Source organism: Congregibacter variabilis, assembly GCF_045689235.1.
GTDB classification, from domain to species: domain Bacteria; phylum Pseudomonadota; class Gammaproteobacteria; order Pseudomonadales; family Halieaceae; genus Congregibacter; species Congregibacter variabilis.
This window is the reverse complement of sequence record NZ_CP136864.1, coordinates 3,897,753-3,918,516: the sequence shown is the minus strand read 5'-3', so window position 1 is coordinate 3,918,516 and position 20,764 is coordinate 3,897,753. Positions and strand designations below refer to the sequence as shown.

Annotated in this window: 21 protein-coding genes; 9 read left to right on the top strand and 12 right to left on the bottom strand. The window is 55.4% G+C overall.

Features of this window, described 5'->3' with window-relative positions:
* Positions 1-48 precede the first annotated feature (48 nt).
* Positions 49-882, top strand: coding sequence for a mechanosensitive ion channel family protein (locus R0135_RS17575; protein WP_407348199.1), 834 nt, complete (start codon positions 49-51; stop codon positions 880-882).
* A gap of 13 nt (positions 883-895) precedes the next feature.
* On the opposite strand, the gene sppA is transcribed toward R0135_RS17575, so the two are convergent.
* Genes sppA through wrbA form a run of 3 tightly spaced genes read right to left on the bottom strand, consistent with a single transcriptional unit; the run spans position 896 to position 3,738 of the window.
* Positions 896-2,710, bottom strand: coding sequence for a signal peptide peptidase SppA (sppA, locus tag R0135_RS17570; protein WP_407348198.1), 1,815 nt, complete (start codon positions 2,708-2,710; stop codon positions 896-898).
* A 6-nt stretch (positions 2,711-2,716) separates the two neighbouring features.
* A complete protein-coding gene (locus R0135_RS17565) occupies positions 2,717-3,142 on the bottom strand; it encodes a DUF2069 domain-containing protein (RefSeq protein WP_407348197.1) in 426 nt (141 codons plus the stop codon).
* Positions 3,139-3,738 (bottom strand): NAD(P)H:quinone oxidoreductase, encoded by a 600-nt coding sequence (gene wrbA, locus R0135_RS17560; protein WP_407348196.1) that lies wholly within the window; start codon positions 3,736-3,738, stop codon positions 3,139-3,141. The genes R0135_RS17565 and wrbA overlap by 4 nt, the downstream gene beginning before the upstream one ends.
* A 103-nt stretch (positions 3,739-3,841) precedes the next feature.
* On the opposite strand from wrbA, the gene R0135_RS17555 reads away from it, so the two are divergent.
* Positions 3,842-5,062 carry a YihY family inner membrane protein gene (locus tag R0135_RS17555; RefSeq protein WP_407348195.1) on the top strand — a complete coding sequence of 407 codons (1,221 nt, stop codon included), beginning with the start codon at positions 3,842-3,844 and terminating at the stop codon, positions 5,060-5,062.
* A 4-nt stretch (positions 5,063-5,066) separates the two neighbouring features.
* Positions 5,067-5,567 (top strand): TlpA family protein disulfide reductase, encoded by a 501-nt coding sequence (locus tag R0135_RS17550; protein WP_407348194.1) that lies wholly within the window; start codon positions 5,067-5,069, stop codon positions 5,565-5,567.
* Here R0135_RS17550 and R0135_RS17545 read toward each other — a convergent pair.
* Positions 5,553-6,524 carry a quinone oxidoreductase family protein gene (locus R0135_RS17545; protein WP_407348193.1) on the bottom strand — a complete coding sequence of 324 codons (972 nt, stop codon included), beginning with the start codon at positions 6,522-6,524 and terminating at the stop codon, positions 5,553-5,555. The genes R0135_RS17550 and R0135_RS17545 overlap by 15 nt on opposite strands.
* Positions 6,525-6,559: 35 nt before the next feature.
* Entirely contained in the window at positions 6,560-7,057 is a 498-nt protein-coding gene (locus tag R0135_RS17540; RefSeq protein ID WP_407348192.1) for a 6-pyruvoyl trahydropterin synthase family protein, read from the bottom strand.
* A 74-nt stretch (positions 7,058-7,131) separates the two neighbouring features.
* On the opposite strand from R0135_RS17540, the gene R0135_RS17535 reads away from it, so the two are divergent.
* Together R0135_RS17535 and R0135_RS17530 are read left to right on the top strand one after the other, a co-directional pair.
* Positions 7,132-7,833, top strand: a complete 702-nt coding sequence (locus tag R0135_RS17535) for an SDR family NAD(P)-dependent oxidoreductase (RefSeq protein WP_407348191.1) — start codon at positions 7,132-7,134, stop codon at positions 7,831-7,833.
* Positions 7,805-8,614, top strand: coding sequence for a queuosine precursor transporter (locus R0135_RS17530; protein WP_407348190.1), 810 nt, complete (start codon positions 7,805-7,807; stop codon positions 8,612-8,614). The genes R0135_RS17535 and R0135_RS17530 overlap by 29 nt, the downstream gene beginning before the upstream one ends.
* Here R0135_RS17530 and R0135_RS17525 read toward each other — a convergent pair.
* Both R0135_RS17525 and R0135_RS17520 read right to left on the bottom strand, forming a co-directional pair.
* Positions 8,611-9,684, bottom strand: coding sequence for a Glu/Leu/Phe/Val family dehydrogenase (locus R0135_RS17525; RefSeq protein WP_407348189.1), 1,074 nt, complete (start codon positions 9,682-9,684; stop codon positions 8,611-8,613). The two genes, R0135_RS17530 and R0135_RS17525, sit on opposite strands and share 4 nt — an antisense overlap.
* A 33-nt stretch (positions 9,685-9,717) precedes the next feature.
* Positions 9,718-13,218 carry an indolepyruvate ferredoxin oxidoreductase family protein gene (locus R0135_RS17520; protein ID WP_407348188.1) on the bottom strand — a complete coding sequence of 1,167 codons (3,501 nt, stop codon included), beginning with the start codon at positions 13,216-13,218 and terminating at the stop codon, positions 9,718-9,720.
* Between the two features lie 127 nt (positions 13,219-13,345).
* Here R0135_RS17520 and R0135_RS17515 point away from each other — a divergent pair, with 127 nt between their 5' ends.
* A complete protein-coding gene (locus R0135_RS17515) occupies positions 13,346-13,822 on the top strand; it encodes an Lrp/AsnC family transcriptional regulator (RefSeq protein WP_407348187.1) in 477 nt (158 codons plus the stop codon).
* Positions 13,823-13,847: 25 nt separating this feature from the next.
* Here the strand turns inward: R0135_RS17515 and hda are convergent, their stop codons facing one another.
* The 3 genes from hda to R0135_RS17500 are packed head-to-tail and all read right to left on the bottom strand — an operon-like array spanning position 13,848 to position 16,796.
* Positions 13,848-14,555: a DnaA regulatory inactivator Hda gene (gene hda, locus R0135_RS17510; protein WP_407348186.1), complete on the bottom strand. Its 708-nt coding sequence runs from the start codon at positions 14,553-14,555 to the stop codon at positions 13,848-13,850.
* Complete coding sequence (locus tag R0135_RS17505) at positions 14,545-15,675, bottom strand: AI-2E family transporter (RefSeq protein WP_407348185.1); 1,131 nt, start codon at positions 15,673-15,675, stop codon at positions 14,545-14,547. The genes hda and R0135_RS17505 overlap by 11 nt, the downstream gene beginning before the upstream one ends.
* On the bottom strand, positions 15,663-16,796 hold the full coding sequence (locus tag R0135_RS17500; RefSeq protein WP_407348184.1) for a DUF2066 domain-containing protein: 1,134 nt from the start codon (positions 16,794-16,796) through the stop codon (positions 15,663-15,665). Before R0135_RS17500 ends, R0135_RS17505 begins: the two co-directional genes overlap by 13 nt.
* A 21-nt stretch (positions 16,797-16,817) precedes the next feature.
* On the opposite strand from R0135_RS17500, the gene purM reads away from it, so the two are divergent.
* Genes purM through R0135_RS17485 form a run of 3 tightly spaced genes read left to right on the top strand, consistent with a single transcriptional unit; the run spans position 16,818 to position 19,299 of the window.
* Positions 16,818-17,864, top strand: a complete 1,047-nt coding sequence (purM, locus tag R0135_RS17495) for a phosphoribosylformylglycinamidine cyclo-ligase (RefSeq protein ID WP_407348183.1) — start codon at positions 16,818-16,820, stop codon at positions 17,862-17,864.
* Positions 17,861-18,502: a phosphoribosylglycinamide formyltransferase gene (purN, locus tag R0135_RS17490; RefSeq protein WP_407348182.1), complete on the top strand. Its 642-nt coding sequence runs from the start codon at positions 17,861-17,863 to the stop codon at positions 18,500-18,502. The genes purM and purN overlap by 4 nt, the downstream gene beginning before the upstream one ends.
* Positions 18,499-19,299, top strand: a complete 801-nt coding sequence (locus R0135_RS17485; protein WP_407348181.1) for a DUF3108 domain-containing protein — start codon at positions 18,499-18,501, stop codon at positions 19,297-19,299. The genes purN and R0135_RS17485 overlap by 4 nt, the downstream gene beginning before the upstream one ends.
* Here R0135_RS17485 and dcd read toward each other — a convergent pair whose 3' ends face one another.
* Positions 19,300-19,869: a dCTP deaminase gene (dcd, locus tag R0135_RS17480; protein ID WP_407348180.1), complete on the bottom strand. Its 570-nt coding sequence runs from the start codon at positions 19,867-19,869 to the stop codon at positions 19,300-19,302.
* Positions 19,870-19,880: 11 nt separating this feature from the next.
* On the bottom strand, positions 19,881-20,690 hold the full coding sequence (gene apbC / locus R0135_RS17475) for an iron-sulfur cluster carrier protein ApbC (protein ID WP_407348179.1): 810 nt from the start codon (positions 20,688-20,690) through the stop codon (positions 19,881-19,883).
* Positions 20,691-20,764 lie beyond the last annotated feature (74 nt).

Here is a 20,764-nt window from a genome sequence, read left to right as displayed (position 1 = left end):
CACTAGTTAGCACCCATCCTTAACAACAACCCTCTAGAGGATCTGAACATGGAATTCTTGCAAGACCCCGCACAGTGGCTACCACTGGCTATTGAGTACGGCACGGCTTTGGCGCTTGCCATTGTCATCTTTTACGTTGGTCGCATGGTGGTCGGACGCATTGTCAGCGTTTTCCAAAAAGTAATGCTCGGCCGCGGCACCGACGAAACCCTCGTTAATTTTGTATGCTCAATTTTGCGTTGGGTCGGCCTGTTGTTTGTCACGATTGCTGCGCTAAGTCGACTGGGCGTTGACACTACGTCTTTGGTGGCTCTCTTAGGTGCCGCCGGACTGGCTATCGGTCTCTCGCTGCAAAGCTCCCTGGGCAACTTTGCCGCTGGCGTTATGCTGATAATCTTCAAGCCCTTCAAAAAGGGTGACTTTGTAGAAGCAGCCGGGACCATGGGCGTTGTTGAGGCGATCGGCATATTCACCACAACGATGACCACACCCGATAACAAAGAGATTATCGTTCCCAACGGTGGAATCATTGGCGGCAACATCACGAACTTTTCCGCCAAAGCTACTCGCCGCGTTGATATGGTCTTTGGAATCTCCTACGGCGACAACCTGCATACAGCAAAGGAAATCCTCCAGGAAATTATCAAAGCAGATTCCCGCGTGCTTGCAGAACCCGCCCCAGTGATTACCGTTGGCGCCCTTGCCGACTCCAGCGTCAACTTTTTGGTGCGCCCCTGGGTAAACTCCGCGGACTACTGGGCCGTTCTTTGGGACACCACAGAAGCGGTTAAACTGCGCTTTGACGAAGCGGGAATATCCATACCCTTTCCTCAAATGGAGCTACATATGCAGCGCCCCGAGGAATCGCCCAAGGCCGCTTAAGCCTTTAAGGCGTTTATTCTGGCGCGCAACTGATGCAGCGCATGTACATATGACCCGGGTCAGCAAAGCTCTCGAGAAGATCAACGCTTTGCTGGACCGGCTCCCACAACAATTCCAGGCCTGGCACCGCTAGTAGCCGACTAACGCCCAAGCGCTCACTAAGTTGCTGTAAAAAGAGATCCCGGGAAGAGAACTCCGGCATAATACTGATGACCTCATATTCGTCTTCACTCAGTGAAGCCAGTGTTGCCGCCTCCTGCACCGCGTAATCAAGACTACCCAAAGCGTCGATGAGTCCAGCATCCAGGGCGTCGCTAGCACTCAACACCCTTCCCTGAGCAATACCATCGAGTGTTGCAACGTCAATGGATCGTCCCTCAGAAACCAACTGCAAAAACTGAAGGTACAGATTATCGACGGACTGCTGCAGCGCGTCTGCAACCGCTGGTTCAAGCGCTCGATCGGGGCGCAGCCCCCCCGCAAGATCGGTGGTACCTACGCCATCCGTGTGGATACCGCCCTTTGCTAACAAACGCTCCACCGTAGGAAACGCTGCAAAAACACCGATACTCCCGGTAATCGTTGTAGGCGTCGCAATGATCCGATCGGCCGCAGTCGCAATGTAATAGCCTCCCGAGGCGGCAATGCTACCCATGCTTACCACCACGGGCGTACCGGCCTTTCGAATACGCTCTATTTGCGCGCGAATGAGTTCCGAGGCAAACACGCTACCTCCACCGGTGGTGACCCGTAAGACAATAGCTTTTGTGTCCTTTCGCTCTGCAGTATCCCGAAGCAGTCGTGCAAGTGTGTCGGCGCCAATCGTGCCTGGGGGTTGCTCACCCGGCAGCATATTGCCTTGCGCCGTCACAATGGCCACCGTCGGCAGGCCCGATGTAAGCGACTTCTGGCGCATGCGGGATAGGTATTGGGCAAAGGGTAAAGCCGCGAAAGATCCGTCCTCGTCCCGAGCACCCACCAGAGATGTTAGATACTCATTCTGCTGGGAACGATCCAATAGCTCATCTACCAGACCCGCCTGCACAGCCAGGCGTCCGGCATTGCCCCCCTCCTGGCGCAATCGATTCGCAAAGTCATTCAGCAAGGCATTTACGGCCCCGGGCTCAAGCCCTCGACGATCCTCTACCGCAACACCATAGGCGGACCAAAGATCCCGCAGCCACTCTTGTGTTACTGCTCGCTCGCCCTCAGACATATCATTGCGCTGTAGCGGCTCAGCAATGGACTTGTACTCCCCGGCGCGAAACACATGCATGGTCACCGACAGCTTCTCCAGCGCATCGGCAAAGTAATTCATGTAAACGCTGAATCCCTCCAAGGCCACAGCACCGAAGGGGTGCATCAACACCGTGTCAGCCTCCACAGCAAGACGGTATTGGTCCTGGCTGTAGTAGTCGCCTACGGCAACCACCGGTTTACCACTTGCGCGAAAACGCGCAATCGCTTCAGCAAGTTCGGTGGTCTTGCTCTGACCAATAGAGACCAGTCCGTCCAACTCAAGCACCAAAGCTGAAATACGCTCGTCTTCACGGGCAAGTTCTACGCTGTCGATAAGATCCGTGAGCAGAATCTCTCTACTTGCCGGTTCCTGAGCAAAAATCAGGCTCGCGGCCTCAACTCGACTACGCTCGTCAACTACCCGCCCGGCAAGATCAAGAACAAGGGCTGCCCGCGCCAGCAAGGGCTCGGGTGTACCGGTAAACGTTACCCACAAAAACACAAGTATCGCGACGAAAATCAGATTCGCTAATGCCAACCTCAGAATTGTCAGTCCACGCCAAATCGCTAGAAAAATTCGCTTTATCACGCCCTGTTATACCTCGGCTTCTATATCGGCATCTGTATCGGCATCTGTATCGGCATCTTGGGAGCATCGTAATTCACGACCACGCTGACGCACATAAAACGAGGAACAGATGAACAGCAAAATCACAGCTGCGAGCTCTATTTGGGCGCGGACACTATGAGGCTCAGCAAAAATACGCAGCACCGACCAAATAAAATACATAAGACTGACAAAAGCCATCCAGGTAACACTGCGCAAACGGTCGCGAAGCATTCCGGGAAGGAGAATCAGCAGCGGCGTGAACCAGAAGAACAGCAGCACCGGTGGCACGGAACGCTGCCATGCATCCAAAAGCTGTGTACCCAGGAGTAAGAGCAGACCGCACCACATACCGGCAAAAATCCACGCAACCGATGCTCCCCTGGGCGTATGCACCCTTGTATTGTTATTCATGTCAGGCGCGCGCAGGTCTGCGCCACACGACGACCCAGAGCGCGACATAGCTGCGCCTCTGTATCGTCTAAGGCGCGCCCACCATCAGGGCCTGCCCAGTGACTGGCACCGTAGGGCGTACCTCCCGAGCTGGTGCTCATCAATCCGACCTCGCTGTAGGGCAAGCCCAACACCAACATTCCGTGATGCAGCAACGGCAACTGCATCGACAGCAACGTGCTCTCCTGTCCTCCATGTAAACTTGAAGTGGAAGTGAACACGGCAGCCGGCTTATCGATCATCGACCCACTGAGCCAAAGATCAGAGGTCTGATCGATAAAGTACTTTAGTGGCGCGGCCATATTTCCAAAGCGCGTCGGCGAGCCCAGCACGAGTCCAGCACAATGGCGCAGGTCGTCCACACTGCAGTACGGAGGACCATCATCAGGCACCGCATCCGCAGTCTGCTCAGTGTCCGCAGAAATCGGTGCCACAGTGCGCAACCGCGCCTCAAAGCCTGTGACACTACTGACGCCCCTGGCGACCATCCGCGCCATTGCCTCGGTGCTGCCCTGGCGACTGTAGTAAAGGACTAAAACATAGGCCGATTGCTGCATAAATATAGGCTTTTCTGGGGTTCAGGAAAGCCCTGAGTATAGCAAAGTGTCCAGTACACCCGCTGCCGTGCCTCCACGCTTCGCTTTCTGCGATAATGATCCTATGGACGCATTTATTGACATCGTGCAAAAGCTTAAGCGCCGAGCACTTTACCTTGGGGCGCGCTACACATCAGACCGCTGCCGGGACACCGCCGCAGCGTTGACCTACATGTCGCTATTTGCCCTCGTGCCTTTGGTCACTGTTCTATACACCATGGCATCGGCCATACCCGCCTTTCAAGGACTGGAGTCGAGTATTCAGGACTTACTTTTCGAAAACCTGATACCCGAAACATCGGCGGGAATCGAAGAGTATGTGTCGGACTTTTCGCGGCAGGCCAAAAATCTCACCGGCTTCGGTATCGCATTTTTGATCGCTACCGCCGTACTCATGCTGCGCAACATTGAGCAGGCATTCAACCTGATCTGGCGTACCCGCGGCAACCGCGGAACCGTTTCCAGCTTCCTTCTGTATTGGGCAATACTATCCTTGGCACCCGTGACCATCGGCCTTGGCCTTGCTGTGAGCACGTTTCTGGCTTCTTTTGCAGGCCAGCTTGAGCAATGGGACATTATTGGAATTGGCGCACTACTGCTGCGCATGCTGCCCTACCTCCTACAAATACTTGGCTTTACGCTCATCTATGCTGCGGTACCCAACTGTCGGGTGCCGGTAAAGCATGCGTTGGTCGGCGGTGTTATTGCCGCCACCAGTTTCAATATTGCCCGGGCCATGTTCACCAAGCTTGTCGCGGGCTCAAGTATCACCTTTATATATGGGGCTTTTGCGGCGGTGCCGCTGTTTCTACTGTGGATTTACATATCCTGGATTATCGTTCTCGTCTCGGCCATTGTGGTGCACAGCCTGTCAGCCTATCAAAGCGAAGCCCAGGCGAGGCGACCTCTACTCCTGAAAGGCCTGGAGATACTCGAAACGTTGTGGCGACGACAACAAAAAGGATTGCCGCTCAAAGAACTGGAGCTCTTGAAGGGTCGCCAACTCACCGTGGATGCGGAAAGCTGGCAGGAGCTCAGAGACTGTCTTTTGAAGCACCGTGTCATTGCCAAAGATGAGCGAGGCCACTACCTGCTCGCCAGAGATTTGCACAGCATCCCCCTGTGGCAACTGCAACAATGGCTGGATAAGGAAGGTGAGCTCGCCGTGAAGGCAAGGGAAGGCATGCCAGGGTGGGAGCAACGTGCCATCGCACTGCTGGACGAACAAGAAAAAGGTATTCGGGAACATATGAATGTATCGCTAGCCACACTATTTGAGCATTGAAGCTATGGCAAACACACACAACAGCACCAGGCACTGGCTTCGCGGCGCTGCTCTGCTGCTGTTAATAACAGGCATCAGTGCCTGCGAAAAATTCGACTCAAAGGATGCGACGAGTCTCGATAGCACGGGAAGCTGGACCTTCGTGAACTACTGGGCCAAGTGGTGCAAACCCTGTATCACGGAGATTCCCGAACTCAACCTACTGCACCAGCGTGAAGGTGTACGAGTGCTCGGGGTCAATTACGATGGCGCCCAGGGCGATGAACTTCAATCTCAATTAGATAGCCTCGATGTGCGATTTCCTACCCTCGCTACAGATCCGGCCGCCCGCTATGGCATTGATCGTCCTCAGGTACTGCCCACCACACTGGTAATCAACCCCGAGGGAACCTTGGCAGCGGTGCTTGTAGGGCCGCAGACCGAAGCATCATTGCTGGCAGTCGCAGGAATCAGCGTGACTCAAGATCACGACGCCAGCTCCGACCAACACTCAGGGAATCAGTAGGGACGATCCCACCGTGCGCCGCGCCTCCAGTTCAACATGGGCGCGCTGCACCTCAGCCAGAGGATAACGCTGGGCGATGGTAACTTTTACTGTCCCGTCCAAAACACGGTCAAACACAGCCGCAGCGCTGTCGCGCATTTCGGTCTTTGTTGCAACATAACTCATCAGGCTTGGCCGGGTGATGAACAAAGAACCTCTTGCAGACAACTGCTGGAGGTCGAAAGCCGGAGGACTACCCGAAGCGTTGCCAAAACTAACCATCAGGCCCCGCGGCGCCAAGCAGTCCAGAGAGTCAGTAAAAGTCGCCGCGCCTACGCCATCGTAGACTACCGGCAGCATCTTACCGCCACTAATCTCCCGTACTTTTTCTACAATATCGGTTTCATCATTGATGAAGCAATGCGCATAACCATTGGCCAGGGCAAGTTCACGCTTGGCTTCACTGCTCACGGTACCTATAACTTCCACACCCAGCGCCGATGCCCATTGCCCAAAAATCAGCCCGACACCGCCAGCAGCTGCAGGAAACAGTGTTTGTTGGCCAGGCTTAAGGGTATACAGTCGCTGGAGCAGATACTCCACCGTCGCGCCCTTCAAAAGCACAGCTGCAGCCGTATCAAAATCGATTCCCTCGGGTAAAGGCACGAGTCGCTCTGCCGGCAACAACATTGCCTCGCTGTAAGCGCCGAAGCCTGCCGCGCAGTAAGCGACTCTATCCCCCACCGAAAAGTCCGCACCCTCACCCACAGCGTCGACAACGCCGGCGCCTTCCAGACCAATACCAGTGGGAAGAGGTAAGGGGTACAAACCACTGCGGTGGTAGGTGTCGATATAATTCAAGCCAATAGCGCGGTTAGCCACTCGAACCATCCCCGGCCCCGGGTCTGCCAACTCTGTGTCAACAAATTCCATAACCTCGGGGCCACCAACTCTCTCTATCCGTACCGTCTTAACCATCGCTTGGTTCTCCTTTTCTCAAGGTTTTTGCCCCATCAGGCTATCGCGTCTTCCATCATTGACCAGCTTGCACAGCCCTTCTGCCCCGGTCCCGAAGCCACACACAGCTGAATTTCAGCGATCGCCTCTCCCGCCGAGGCTTCAAGCATCCGCCCCAGCAAGTAATGCGCAAACTCTTCAACCGTTGCATTGCTTATGGGAAGCAGCAGGGTATCGCAGCTAAGAAAACGCATTTCCTCGCCATTGAAACTCACACGGTAATGGTCCCCATCTTCCTCCACAGTTTGATAAGGAGAGTGCGCTGGTAGCACCATGTATTCGTCAAGCTCATCACAGAGTGCTTTTATACGTCGCTTATACACGTTGTAGTCTGCCGCAAAGCCATTCTCGCCCATGGGAGCAACGATCATGGCTGATACAGAGTAATTGTGCCCATGAAGGCGTTCTCGTTCGCTTGCGGAGAAAATCGTGTAGTGCGCGGCAGAAAACTTATGACTCTCTTTATCGATGTACAGTGTTGCAAGACGTTCCATCCGATCCCTCTCTTATCGCGTATTCTGTTGACTAGCGAGTGTCGTATCATCACAAAATTCCGAGGGAGAATAGCATGACCATTGCAATCATAACCGGGGCCAGCGTCGGCATCGGTGAAGCCACAGCTCGGGCATTTCAAGATGGTGGCTATGAAGTCGTCAATCTGTCTCGCAGGCTCTGCGACGTCCCCGGCGTACATAATCTGCCTTGCGACCTCGCGGATCCCGACAGTATCGGTGATGCTATCGACGCCCTGTTGAGTCGTGTCTCGGGACTTTCGGAAATCAGCCTCATCCACAACGCGAGCCAAATGCGCAAAGACAGCGCAGACGATTGCGACGACCTGAGTCTGCGCTCGGTCCTGGAAACAAATGTGGTCGCCGTGAATCGGCTCACCCGAGCTCTACTACCAGGCATGGGACCTGGAAGCAGTGTGCTATATGTTGGCTCCACGCTCGCCGAGAAAGCAGTTCCCGGCACCTTCAGCTATGTGGTCTCCAAGCACGCACAGCTTGGGATGATGCGCGCGACCTGCCAGGATCTCATGGGCTCGGGAATTCACACTGCAATGATCTGTCCAGGATTTACTGACACACAGATGCTGCGCAATCATCTGGGCAACGACGAGGCCTTGTTACAGCAAATCGGCAGCATGAATAGCTTTGGTCGTCTCATCGAGCCCGAAGAAATCGCCGGTGTTTTGTACTGGGCGCACAGAAACCCGGTAATCAATGGCTCGGTACTGCATGCCAATCTTGGACAGCGAGAAAGCTAGGGTGAGTCCAGCCACATTGCAGGAACGCCGCGAACGCGTCTTCCTGGTTCTGGCCGGGACTTTCCTGTGCGCCATGACCCTGTTGAATGTCATCGGCATTACACGATTTGTGCAACTGGGACCCATGGCCCTGGCGGTGGGAGTGCTCCCCTATCCTTTGACCTTTTTATGTACGGACCTTATCTGTGAGCTATACGGGAAGGCACGCGCTAACTTTCTTGTCAGCGTCGGCCTTGGCCTTAATTTTTTGATTTTGTTCGTACTCTTTCTTGGTAACAACATTCCGTCAGTACCCGCCGATGCCATGCCTCCCTGGCAAATCATTCAGCTGGCAGCCCCCGTCGCGCTGCCCAATGGAGAGATTGTGGAAAGCAGCATTGGGCTCTACCAGCTCATCTATGCAACCACTTCGGGTGCGGTATTCGCTTCCATGCTTGCTTACATCGCAGCGCAGTATTGTGACGTGCAGCTCTTCCACTTCTTCAAGCGTGTTACAGGAGGCAAACATCTTTGGATACGCAATAACTTCAGCACTCTGATGAGCCAGATGGTTGATTCCCTGATGGTGGTAACTGTGACTTTTGGCGCGGCGTATTTTCGCGGTGATGTCACCACCAAGGCGCTGGCGATACTCGTGGGCAGCAACTACCTCTTCAAGGCCTGCGTAGCGCTGTTGGACACAGGCCCCTTTTATCTCGCCGTGCACTATCTACGCCGATATTTGCATTTGGAAGAAGGAGACTACGCCGCGGCGGAGCACGCGCTTGAGGTCAAAAGCTAGGCAACACTGCGCAGCTGTTGCTCACCGCTTGGGACTGTCGCGCCGAGAAGCTCCTCGGCCAGTTCCTCGGCTATCTCCCCCGTAGGACGATGACAGCGGTCCGCTCGCTGGAGAACTTCAGCCAATCGATCGCCGATACTTTCGATGTGCGCCGTCAGGCCCGCACGATCCAGGCCGCTGCGCTGATAGTGAACATCGATAATTCCTCCGGCGTTAATGAGAAAGTCCGGGCAATAGAGAATCCCTCGATCCACCAAACGGCCACCGTCAGCAGTCTCGCGGAGTTGATTGTTTGCTGCTCCCGCGACGATACCCGCACGCAAAACAGCGATGCTGTCAGCGTTTAATGCACCGCCCAAAGCACAGGGAGCCAGGACGTCCACGTCCTCACAGAGGATATTCTCAGAAGCGATGGGAGTTACGCCCAACTCAGCCACCGCACGAGCGAGATTAGTGGCGTTGATATCAGAGGCGAGCACCTCTGCTCCTGCATTTTTCAGCATCTGGGCCAATGAAAATCCCACATGCCCAAGCCCCTGAATCGCAACGCGAACACCGTGAAAATCACTGGCACCCAGGCGATGCGCCAGTGCAGCACGAATGCCAACAAACACGCCCAGCGCGGTACTCGGAGATGGATCACCACCGTGTTCTGTAGCGGCGAAACCACTGACGTGATCTGTGTATTGGCTCATGGCACGAAGGTCCGCCACGGACGTCCCTGAATCTTCTGCAGCCACATAGCGTCCACCCAGGCTGTCAATAAATTTGGCCATGGCCTGCCATAGAGCCTCGCTCTTGTGCTGCGTCGGATCGCCAATGATCACCGATTTACCACCCCCCAGAGGCAAACCGGCCAGAGCCGATTTGTACGTCATTCCTCGAGAGAGACGCAGTACGTCATCGATCGCCTCTGCCTCAGAAGCGTAGGGATACATGCGACAACCGCCTACCGCAGCGCCCAACCGCGTATCGTGAACAGCGATGATTGCGCGGAGACCGCTGCTGCGATCCGCTCCAAAAACCACTTGTTCATGACTGTCAAAAGAAGGATTACTGAACACGGCCATGACTTATTCCTTATTAGTATGAGTGAGCGACTTTCAGGCCGCCTCTACAATCTGCACAGCGTCTACTTGCCCTTCCAGACGTTTTATTAATGTTGACCGCCTGAGCGCGAGTTGCTCACGATTGCGATCCTTCACGTGGCCAAAGCCGCGCAGCTGCAGAGGAAGTGCCAAAAGCTCCTTTATCACTGCATACTCAGTATCGCTGGTCGCGGTCGCCATACGCTTGCACAGAGAATCCAGTAACTGTTCGAAGTCACTGATGTCCTGTCGCTCCTGACGCCGCTCGGCTGTGTAGCCAAACAGGTCCAAAGCGGTGCCACGAAGGCGACGCAATGGAGCTAGCACCCGAAACGCAGAAAGCATCCAGGGACCGAACTCGGTTTTTTGTAATTCTCCAGAGTATGGATCTCGCTTACTCAAAAGTGGCGGCGCCATATTGAAGCGAAGGCTGTAATCCCCCTCGAACTTGGCCGCAATTTTCTCAAGGAACTCCGGCGCACTGTAGAGCCTGGCGACCTCGTACTCATCCTTATAAGCCATCAGCTTGTAGAGCGACTTTGCGGCGGTAGCCGTCAGAGAATCACTGGCGGCAGCGCGAGAGTCTGCGGCTTGCACCGCTGCCATCGTATCTCGATAGCGCTGAGCGTAGCGCGCGTCCTGATAGTCCACCAGGCGCAGCGCGCGGTCTTCGATAAGCTCTGCAGTTCCTAATTGCGCGATTGCCACAGACTCTGGCAGCAAGGCAAGCACCTGCTCCGGACGGTTGGCATAACGGCGTCCGTACAAAAAGGCCTGCTTGTTGAACTCCACAGCTACCGCATTAAGTTCGATGGCCCGCTCCAATGCCGTAGCAGACACGGGCACCAGACCTCGCTGCCAGGCGTAACCCAGAAGGAACAGATTGCTGGCAATGGAGTCACCCATAAGAGTCGTAGCGATTCGGCTGGAGTCCAGAAAATGGCAATCCAAATCACCGACTTCTTCCAGCACCCGTTGCTTCATTGTGTCAGTCGGAAAACGTGCATCAGGGTTGAGGATAAAACTTGCCGTGGGCACCTCAGCCTCGTTAACCACCGCGTGCGTCCGCCCGTGCGCCACTTTACCCATAGCTTCGTAAGTTGTTGTAACAACCAGATCACAACCCAGCAGTAAGTCCGCCTCTCCCGCAGGAATGCGCACCGCCATAATGTCGTCTTGCTCTTTCGCGACACGCACGTGAGACACAACCGCACCAAACTTCTGGGCCAAACCGGTTTGGTTCATAGTCGCGCAACCCTTGCCTTCAAGGTGCGCCGCCATGGCCACTAACGAGGTGATTGTAAGAACGCCGGTACCGCCTACGCCGGTGACAACGGTATTCCAGGGGCGCTCACTGAGATCTGGAAGCTGCGGCTCTGGCAAGGGATCAAACATCATCTGCGTGGTATCCACGCGCTGGGGCTTACGTAAACCACCGCCGGTTACAGTGACAAAGCTTGGGCAAAAACCGCGATTGCAGCTGTAATCCTTATTACAGGCACTCTGATCGATCTGCCGCTTGCGACCCAGCTCGGTTTCTTTGGGCACAATAGAAAGACAGTTAGACTTCACCGAACAGTCTCCACAGCCTTCACATACGGCATCATTGATAAACAGGCGCTTGGCGGGATCTTCGCTTATGCCCTTTTTACGACGTCGACGCTTTTCCGCTGCGCAGGTTTGCTGGTAAACAATCACCGTCGCTCCGCTAATCTCACGAAACTCTCGCTGCAAGCCATCCATTTCGTCGCGATGGTGAATACTCAGACCACCAATGGCCGGGACATGACCCCGCCATTGTCCGGGCTCGTCGCTGACCAGTGCGATGCGCTGCACACCCTCGCCCTGAAGCTGACGAAGCAGGTCGGGAATCGAGAGAGAGCCATCAATGGGTTGCCCACCTGTCATGGCCACCGCATCGTTGTAAAGAATCTTGTAAGTGATGTTGACGCCCGATGCTACGGCGGCGCGTACAGCGAGAACCCCTGAGTGGAAATAGGTGCCATCGCCGAGATTCTGAAAAACATGTTTGGTGTCGGTGAACGGTGCCTGACCAATCCAGGTCGCGCCCTCACCACCCATCTGCGTAAAGGTGAGTGTAGGCCGGTCAGGCATCCAGGTCGCCATGTAGTGACAGCCGATTCCGCCCATTGCTCGGCTTCCATCAGGCAATTTGGTCGAGGTGTTGTGTGGACACCCGGAGCAAAAATGCGGAACACGTTCCGCCACTTCAGCAGGGCGCGCCAAAGACAGCTCTTTGCTCTCGATCCATGCAATGCGTTGCTCCATCACTTCAGACTTAAAGAAGCGCCTGATACGCGAAGCAATAGCCAGAGCCACCTTAGCCGGGGTAAGTTCACCCAGATTCGGCAAAAGGTCCCGGCCCTGCTCGTCAAACTCGCCAATAACTTTCGGGCGAGCCGCCACGGGGTAGTTGTACAACTGCCCGGTGAGTTGGTCTTCGATAATGGAGCGTTTTTCTTCAACGACCAGAATTTCTTCCAGACCATCAGCGAAGTCATGCGTTGTCTGCGGCTCCAAAGGCCAGGGCATGCCCACCTTATAGACCCTCAGGCCAATCTCAGCAGCGACCTCGGCCGTTATGCCCATATCATCCAGTGCCTGCATAACATCGAGGTAGGCCTTGCCCGAGGTAACAATACCCAACCGTGCTTTGGGACTATCCAGAACGATCTTATTCAGCCCGTTAGCCCGGGCGAACTCCCGAGCCGCATAGATTTTGTAGCGGTTGAGTCGCTCTTCCTGCTCCATAGGCTGATCGGGCCAGCGCGCATGAACGCCTCCCGGTGGAAGCTCAAAACCTTCGGGAATAGCAACCTGGATGCGCGAAGCATCAAGATCTGCAGATATAGCAGAGTCCATGTTTTCGGTGATCGCCTTGAGCGCAACCCAACAGCCTGAGTAGCGGGACAGTTCCCAACCATAGACGCCCAGATCCAACACTTCCTGAACATTGGAAGGACTGAGAACCGGGATCGATGCGGCAATAAAATCGTGCTCGGACTGGTGAGGCAAAGTAGAGGATTTACAGGCATGGTCATCGCCAGCTACCGCCAGAACACCGCCGAATTTTGAGGTGCCTGCAGCGTTGGCGTGTTTAAACACGTCCATGCTGCGATCGACGCCCGGCCCTTTGCCGTACCACATGGCAAATACACCGTCGTAGCGCGCACCGCTAAAAAGATTGGTCTGCTGACTACCCCAAACGGCGGTTGCCGCGAGCTCTTCATTGATGCCCGGCTGAAAATGCACATTGTGGGGTTCCAGCCAGCGTTTGGCTTTCCAGAAAGCCTGGTCTACGCCGCCAAGGGGCGAGCCGCGATAACCCGAAACAAAGGCCGCGGTGTTAAGGCCGCGCTGCTTGTCACGCTGATGCTGAAGCATAGGCAAACGGACGAGCGCCTCAATACCGGTCATATACGCGCGATCGATATCCAGTGCGTATTTGTCGTCCAGAGATATGTCTGTTATGCCGCGAACGGTCTGACTAGTCATCGGTAAACCTCGCGTTGTTATAGGGCAAAATTTTAACGAAGCTGCGAGGTTTTACTATGCTATTTGCCTATCGACATCAAACTTTTTTAGATAAAATATGCGCACTTACTGGTATGAATGCATACATATGTCTGAAAAGCTCGATAACACAGATTTAGCGATTCTTGATTTACTCCAAAACGACTGCAGTCTTAGTACCGCAGCCATTGCTGAGCGCGTAAATCTTTCGCAGTCACCCTGCTGGCGACGTATCAGCCGACTGGAGGAACAGGGACTCATTCGCGAACGTGTCGCGCTGTTGAACCGCGAGCAATTAGGCATGGATGTGGTGGTCTTTGCCACGGTCAATCTCACCGCCACCGGCCGTCAAAACCTACTGAGCTTTGAGAAAGACATTGTCCGCTACCCCGAGGTCATCGAGTGCTACACCATGACCGGGATATGGGACTACATGCTGAAAATCGTGACTCGTGACGTTAGGCACTACGAAAGTTTTGTGCGTGAAACGCTCAGTGCCAATCCTGACGTTCGAGAACTTCACTCTCATATGGCGGTCACCGAAATTAAAAACAGTACGTCGCTGCCGCTGCAAACCCAGAGCTGATACTCAGATTCACTGCGCAAATGGCTTACCAGGCCATAACCTCGCGGACCAAAGGGACCGTAAGAGGCCGCTGTAATTGCAGGGAAGCCCGATCGAGACGATCCAGGGCCCCCATCAAGTCGCATAAAGCCCGGCTCTCTCTGGAGCACAGATATTGAGCGACGGCGTCCGGGAGCAACAAACCTCTGCGCTGCGCACGAAACTTCAAAATCTCCAGCTTGTCGTCGTCACTTGCGGCACCGATCGCCCAGGTTACGCCGCCAGCCAAACGCGAGCTGAGGTCGGCAAGCTGCACCCCCAGATCAGTGGCAGGTCGTCGAGCCGCTATCCAAAGTGGACATTGCGTCGCTCGGGCTCGATTGATCAGGTGAAATAAGGCTTCTTCCCAATCTGACCGTCCGGCGATCGCCTCCAGTTCGTCCAACGCTAGCAGCGAGGACGACTCCAGATCTTGCAACACTTCTTTGGCTGGTGAATCCAGTAACGCGCAAAGCGGTAAATACAACGCACCCTCCGTCGCATGACACAGCGCCTGCAGCAAGTGGCTCTTGCCCTCCCCGGCAGCGCCATGGATAAACTGGAGAGGCTCAGTATTGGGACGGGACAGGCTGTCCAGCAGCGGTGCCAGAGCCTTGCGAGCGAGGAAGTTATCGAAGGTAGAGTCATCCTCCAGCCCTATCTGCAAGGGCAACTGAGGAGACTGGTCCCGGGAGTGCGCTGAATCAGGCATCATCGCCCGGGTTTTCGAGATCTCCCCCGGCATAGATCTGGCTATTTCGATAATGCACCAGCGCGTGGCTGGCAAACACCTTGATCACCGCCGCTACGGGTAAAGCCACCACAACGCCTACAAATCCGGCTAGCTGCCCTCCTGCCATCAAGGCAAAAATCACCACCACTGGGTGCAAACCAATCCGATTGCCCACCAATACCGGTGTTAACACCATGCTCTCGATCAATTGGCCCACCCCGAAAACCCCAGCAACATACAGCAGGGGCAACGGCTCATGAAACTGTAACCAGGCCGCTGCAAGCGATGCGGATATCCCCACAATAAAACCAAGATAAGGAACAATGCTTGCCAGACCCGCGATAAAACCCAACAGCAAAGCAAGCTGTAAGCCGACAAACCACAGCCCCGATGCGTACAGAGCACCAAGTGCGCACATCACAATGAACTGACCGCGAAGAAAGGCACCGACGACCTCATCGGCTTCGCTAACCATCTGCAGCGTACCGGTCTGCCAGGCCTTGGGCATAAGGCGGAGAATTCGTTCGGCGATATCGTCCCAGTCCCGCATAAGGTAAAACGCAACGACAGGTACCAGCGCGATGTTTGCCAGCCACAGCAAAAGACCCAAACCTGAGCCAGTAATGCTCGACACAGTGGAAGCGGTCACCTTACCCAGGGATTGCCAGTTCTGTAGTAACTCTGCGGACAAATCAATTTGCGGAAGACTCGCGTCCGTAACCAGAGTTCGGGATTGTAGCCAGGGCACCGCGACATCACGCAGCCAGGTGTACACAAGGGGAATACGGCCCACCAATGCGTCAAGCTGCTGCAGGAGAATCGGCACCGCGAAGAACATCGCCAGCAGCGACAATGTGGTAAAAAACAGGAAGACGAGAATAACGCCAAAGGTTCGACTACCTCCTCTTTCCTCGACACGATCTACGAGTGGGTCACCCAGGTAACCCATGAGAGCTCCCAGAACAAAGGGCAACAAAATCGGCTGCAGCAGGTAGAACAACAGCCCCATGCCCGCAAACACAGCAAAAACCAGCGGCCAGCGATTTATAGGAATCTCGGCCTTACTATCAGGGTCAGGCGTGGTGCTACTCATCGTATCCATTCATAGGACAATCCATTCTGCCCCGGCTCCAGAGGAAGTGGTACAAAGCGCGTATCCAATTCAATGATTCGTGCCAGCTGCTGCAAATCGGTTTCTGCCTTTACCCGCAAGCTCACCTGGTCTCCCAGCAGGCTTTCGGGCACCACGCTGCGGACCGCTTCGAGAGAGCCCAAAACCTGCTGTAAAACCATATAGTCGTCGAAGCTTCGCACCCCCCGCAGCGTTAAACGATAACGCTCGTCGCTATCCTCGGTCAGTTTTACACCGTACTGCTCCACCAGGGTGCCGGCGACCAGTTCCGCCCCGGCATCGGTGAAAGCCTGAAGGCTGTCAGCTACGCTGGAGCGGCTTCGCCAGCGCCCATTGTCCAGGTATCGCCAGTCCCCTACCCAACTGCCATCGGAGAGTCGGGCCACACGCCCAGCCAGCACTTCAGCCCCGCGATAACGGCTCGAAGCCTCCATCAGCGCGGGCGACGATTGACGCCAGGCCTCGCCAGGAGAAATTGCTGCGGTATCCATCAGGTCGTAAAGCGGAGTTTGCAGGGGTACACCACGCCGAACAAAGCTCTCCCGCAACACGCTATCTGCCTGGGGGGCTGCGTCCACTGAAGCAAATCGGCGTCCCTGCTCATCACTGATAACCAACCAGGTAAGCACCAACGGTCGATTCGCGGTCCATAGCCGCAGACCCGCCTCACGCAAAAGCTGTTGCACGGCCTGCTCATCGTACTCCATGCGTAACAGTACAGTCCCATCGGCTTCCTCTTCGTAGCTGTAACCAAGAAGATAGGTTTGGGAGCTATCCAGAGCCTTGAGCACCTCGGCGCTCTGGGGTGCCTGAGGATCGCCTGAAGCCTTGATAAGCACTTCGGCAAGCCCGGCTCTGCGCGCAGCGTTCAGGGAACGCGTATCACGACCCTCAACGACGAGTCGCGCTGTATAGATATCGTCCACGATCTCGGCCTGAACACCCTGATTCCATAGCAGGGCGCACTGTAAAAACAGCAAAGTCGCGACAAATTGACGAAGAAGCAGTGTTGGCATTCGGTCATTGTACCAGCGCTGGCGGTGGGACTCGCCCTTTACTGACGAGCCTTTGACGCTAAACTGCGCGCTCATATTTACCCCGGCCAATGAACGATGTCAGAAAATGAAAACACCACGCCTCTCACCTATCGCGATGCGGGAGTGGATATCGATAAGGGGAATGCCCTGGTGGGTCGTATCCGCGACGCCGTAGACCGCACGCGGCGCCCCGAAGTCATGGGCAGCCTGGGGGGCTTTGGTGCGCTGTGCGCTTTGCCTGCCGGCTATCGTGAGCCTCTTCTGGTCTCGGGCACTGACGGTGTTGGCACCAAGTTGCGGCTGGCGATCGAACTCAATCGTCACGAGCACATAGGCGTCGACCTGGTAGCCATGTGTGCGAATGACATTGCCGTGAGCGGCGCAGAGCCCCTTTTCTTCCTCGATTACTACGCCACCGGAAAACTCGACCTGGATGTCGCCACCGATGTGGTACGCGGTATAGCCAGAGGCTGCGAGCTCTCTGGCTGCTCTTTGGTCGGGGGTGAAACCGCTGAAATGCCCGGCATGTACAGCGAAGGCGATTATGACCTGGCCGGTTTTTGCGTCGGCGTCGTGGAAAAAGACAGGGTGATTGATGGCCGTGCGGTGACAGTGGGCGACAGTCTGATAGCCATAGCCAGCAGCGGACCCCATGCCAATGGCTACTCACTGATTCGCAGCGTGCTTGAAAGAAGCAACGCCGACCTTAGCGCCCCACTGGAACAGGACGGCAAAAACCTCGGAGAGCTTTTGCTGGAACCCACGACCCTATATTGCAAAGCATTGCTTTCACTGCGAGAGCAGGTAGAGATTCACGCCATGGCCCACATCACTGGTGGCGGCCTTCTGGAGAACCTGCCGCGGGTTCTGCCCGACGGTGCTACGGCACGTGTAGATACGCAGAGCTGGGAATGGCCGGCGGTATTCAAGTGGTTGCAAAGCGCTGGAAACATCGATCGCATGGAGATGTTTCGCACCTTCAACTGCGGAGTGGGCATGGTGATCTGCCTGCCTCCTGAAGATGCTGCTCTAGCCATCAGCGCACTGGAGCAGCACGATTTGCGCGCCTGGGAGCTGGGTGAGATCGTCAGCGGCAGCGAAGGTATAACATTCAGCGAATGAATGCACTGCGGCGAATCGCTATTCTCGCGTCCGGCGCCGGTTCCAACATGGAAGCGATTGCCCAGGCCTGTGAGCAGAGACAGATACCGGCGGAAGTAGGCCTTGTTATCTGTAATGTGCCCAAGGCGACTGTTTTGACGCGAGCCGAGCAGCGGCGAATTCCCTACTGCTGCATTGATCATCGTCAATTTGACAGCCGGGAGGCCTTTGAAGAACAGATGCTCAAAGCGCTGCGCAAGGCGTCCATCGACTTTGTCGTGCTCGCCGGCTTTATGCGAATCCTGACCGATCGCTTTATTGGGGAATATTACGGATCGCTATTGAACATTCACCCATCGTTGTTGCCTAAGTATCCGGGACTGAATACCCATCAGCGTGCGCTGGATGCTGGCGACAGTGAATGCGGCGCCACGGTACACTTTGTCACACCGCAGCTGGATGCAGGCCCATCAATTGCACAAGTGAGGGTGAACATAGACCCCCAGGACGACGCAGTAAGCCTAGCTGCCAAGGTGCAGGAGCAGGAGCATCGCATTTATCCTCTGGCGATAAGCTGGTGTCTTGAGGATAAAGTAGTGCTTCGCGACGGACAGGTCTGGAAGGACGATTCAACTATGAGTAATGAGATACGCGCATGACAGTCACGGACATCACCATCCTCCGCCAGGCAAAAGCATTGCTCGGATGCCTACTAGTCGCAGCCGGCTTCTTAATGGGCAGCGCGCAGGCTCAGGAGGCCGAGAATGCGCCGACACAACACGGTGCACTCGAGCACGAGCATCGGACGCTGACACCGTACGACGCGGTATACAAAACATCGACGTCGGGTCTGAGTATCAAGCTTCGTCGCAGTTTATCTTTGGACGATAACGGCGACTGCCGACTGACCAGCGAGGGCAAATTGCTCGTAGCTGGCATCAGCGAAGTCAGCGTGTTCACACTCGAGGGCGACCTGATCCAACCGCGTTCCTACGTCTACCAACTCAGCGGGCCGGTAAGTCGCCGTCGGGAAGTACATTTTGACGAGGGCTCCAGCATTATTCGAAGCCTGTACAAGAAGGAGTGGTACGAACTGCCGAAAACCGGCGACACTTTGGATCGAATGAGCCAGCAGGAACAACTTCGCCTGTCCTTGCTCAACGACCCCACACCCAAAGAAGATATGCTGTTTCACGTAGCAGACGGCCGTAGAGTCAAAGAATATCGCCTGGTCTACAAGGGTGAGGAACGCCTTGAGACACCCATGGGCTGGATAGACACCCTGCATTTTGAGCGCGATCATGATGACCCCGAGCGCACATCAGGCGTTTGGATAGCTCCTGAGTGGGATTATCTGATGGTGCGAACCGTGCATATTGACGACGGCAAAACTACCGAAGCCGACCTGATCAGCGCCAGCATCGCCGGCACCGCGGTGGCTGGCTCCAGCAGTTGATCATGCCTTGGGAAGCGTCACGCCAGTCTGGCCCTGATACTTTCCACCACGGTCCTTGTAGCTAACCTCGCAGACCTCGTCAGACTCAAAAAACAACATCTGCGCCACGCCTTCATTGGCATAGATCTTTGCGGGTAGCGTAGTGGTGTTAGAAAACTCCAGAGTGACATGTCCTTCCCATTCGGGCTCCAGAGGCGTGACATTCACAATAATGCCGCAGCGGGCGTAGGTGGACTTGCCCAGACAAATCGTCAGAACGTTGCGTGGGATACGGAAGTACTCCACGGTGCGCGCCAACGCGAAGGAGTTTGGCGGTATCACGCAGACATCGCTACTGACGTTCACAAAACTGTCGTCGTCGAAGGCCTTGGGGTCCACCGTTGCTGAATTGATATTTGTAAATACGCGAAACTCGTCAGCACAGCGAACATCGTATCCATAGCTGGATGTGCCATAGGAAATCACCCGTCCGGTGTCACTATCGCCTCGAACCTGCCCTGCTTCGAAAGGTTCAATCATGCCGTGCTCGGCCGCCATGCGACGAATCCACTTGTCAGATTTGATACTCATAAGTTCTCTCGTTAATCGTCGCTAATACTAATTGTCGGGAAGTCCTGGGGAGACTCCTTGCCTTGGAGCACCTGAATAAGCGCGTTCGCCGCCGCCATATACGCCTTCGCCGCAGGACTATCCGCTTCGGATAGCACAACGGGCGTACCCGCATCCGTATGCTCACGGATTGTTCTTGCCAGGGGCAGACTCGCGAGCAACTCCACACCGTACTCAGACGAGATCCGCTCTCCACCGTCAGAGCCAAATATTGACTCTGTGTGGCCACATTCACTGCAGGTGTGGGTCGCCATGTTTTCGATCACACCCAAGACCGGAACATTCACCTTGCGAAACATTTCGATCCCCTTGCGGGCGTCAAGCAGCGCAATGTCCTGCGGTGTGGTCACAATCACGGCGCCGGACAGGGCCGCCTTTTGTGACAAAGTCAGCTGAATGTCGCCGGTTCCCGGGGGCATATCAATCAACAAATAATCCAGTTCGCCCCAGTCGGTTTGCTCCAGCATCTGTATCAATGCTCCGCCGGCCATGGGGCCCCGCCAAACTACGGGCGTACGCTCATTAGCAAGATACGCCATAGACATGCTCACCAGACCATGGGCTGTCACTGGAACAAGGGTCTTCCCGTCTCGAGTATCGGGCCGCGTGCCATCAGGCACACCCAGCATTAGAGCCACGCTGGGGCCGTAAATATCGGCGTCCAGCAGCCCAACGCGAGCACCCGTAGACTGCAATGCCAGCGCCAGATTAATCGCTGTAGTGGACTTTCCGACGCCCCCCTTACCGGAGGCAACTGCAATAATATGCTTGGCCGCTTGCATGCGTATTTAGTGCCCTGATGTCACAAAGGCGTCAAGTATAGGTACTGCCTGTCACGCACTCAATCAATGCAGGT

Excerpts from the sequence above, each read along its gene's own strand:
- R0135_RS17505 (WP_407348185.1), bottom strand. The coding sequence starts at position 15,675 with ATGGATACGATGAGTAGCACCACGCCTGACCCTGATAGTAAGGCCGAG.
- R0135_RS17515 (WP_407348187.1), top strand. The coding sequence starts at position 13,346 with ATGTCTGAAAAGCTCGATAACACAGATTTAGCGATTCTTGATTTACTC.
- R0135_RS17545 (WP_407348193.1), bottom strand. The coding sequence starts at position 6,524 with ATGGTTAAGACGGTACGGATAGAGAGAGTTGGTGGCCCCGAGGTTATG.
- dcd (WP_407348180.1), bottom strand. The coding sequence starts at position 19,869 with ATGAGTATCAAATCTGACAAGTGGATTCGTCGCATGGCGGCCGAGCAC.
- purM (WP_407348183.1), top strand. The coding sequence starts at position 16,818 with ATGTCAGAAAATGAAAACACCACGCCTCTCACCTATCGCGATGCGGGA.
- wrbA (WP_407348196.1), bottom strand. The coding sequence starts at position 3,738 with ATGCAGCAATCGGCCTATGTTTTAGTCCTTTACTACAGTCGCCAGGGC.
- apbC (WP_407348179.1), bottom strand. The coding sequence starts at position 20,690 with ATGCAAGCGGCCAAGCATATTATTGCAGTTGCCTCCGGTAAGGGGGGC.
- R0135_RS17575 (WP_407348199.1), top strand. The coding sequence starts at position 49 with ATGGAATTCTTGCAAGACCCCGCACAGTGGCTACCACTGGCTATTGAG.
- R0135_RS17540 (WP_407348192.1), bottom strand. The coding sequence starts at position 7,057 with ATGGAACGTCTTGCAACACTGTACATCGATAAAGAGAGTCATAAGTTT.
- hda (WP_407348186.1), bottom strand. The coding sequence starts at position 14,555 with ATGATGCCTGATTCAGCGCACTCCCGGGACCAGTCTCCTCAGTTGCCC.
- R0135_RS17485 (WP_407348181.1), top strand. The coding sequence starts at position 18,499 with ATGACAGTCACGGACATCACCATCCTCCGCCAGGCAAAAGCATTGCTC.
- R0135_RS17555 (WP_407348195.1), top strand. The coding sequence starts at position 3,842 with ATGGACGCATTTATTGACATCGTGCAAAAGCTTAAGCGCCGAGCACTT.
- R0135_RS17520 (WP_407348188.1), bottom strand. The coding sequence starts at position 13,218 with ATGACTAGTCAGACCGTTCGCGGCATAACAGACATATCTCTGGACGAC.
- R0135_RS17550 (WP_407348194.1), top strand. The coding sequence starts at position 5,067 with ATGGCAAACACACACAACAGCACCAGGCACTGGCTTCGCGGCGCTGCT.
- purN (WP_407348182.1), top strand. The coding sequence starts at position 17,861 with ATGAATGCACTGCGGCGAATCGCTATTCTCGCGTCCGGCGCCGGTTCC.
- R0135_RS17525 (WP_407348189.1), bottom strand. The coding sequence starts at position 9,684 with ATGGCCGTGTTCAGTAATCCTTCTTTTGACAGTCATGAACAAGTGGTT.
- R0135_RS17535 (WP_407348191.1), top strand. The coding sequence starts at position 7,132 with ATGACCATTGCAATCATAACCGGGGCCAGCGTCGGCATCGGTGAAGCC.
- R0135_RS17565 (WP_407348197.1), bottom strand. The coding sequence starts at position 3,142 with ATGAATAACAATACAAGGGTGCATACGCCCAGGGGAGCATCGGTTGCG.
- R0135_RS17530 (WP_407348190.1), top strand. The coding sequence starts at position 7,805 with ATGCCAATCTTGGACAGCGAGAAAGCTAGGGTGAGTCCAGCCACATTG.
- R0135_RS17500 (WP_407348184.1), bottom strand. The coding sequence starts at position 16,796 with ATGAGCGCGCAGTTTAGCGTCAAAGGCTCGTCAGTAAAGGGCGAGTCC.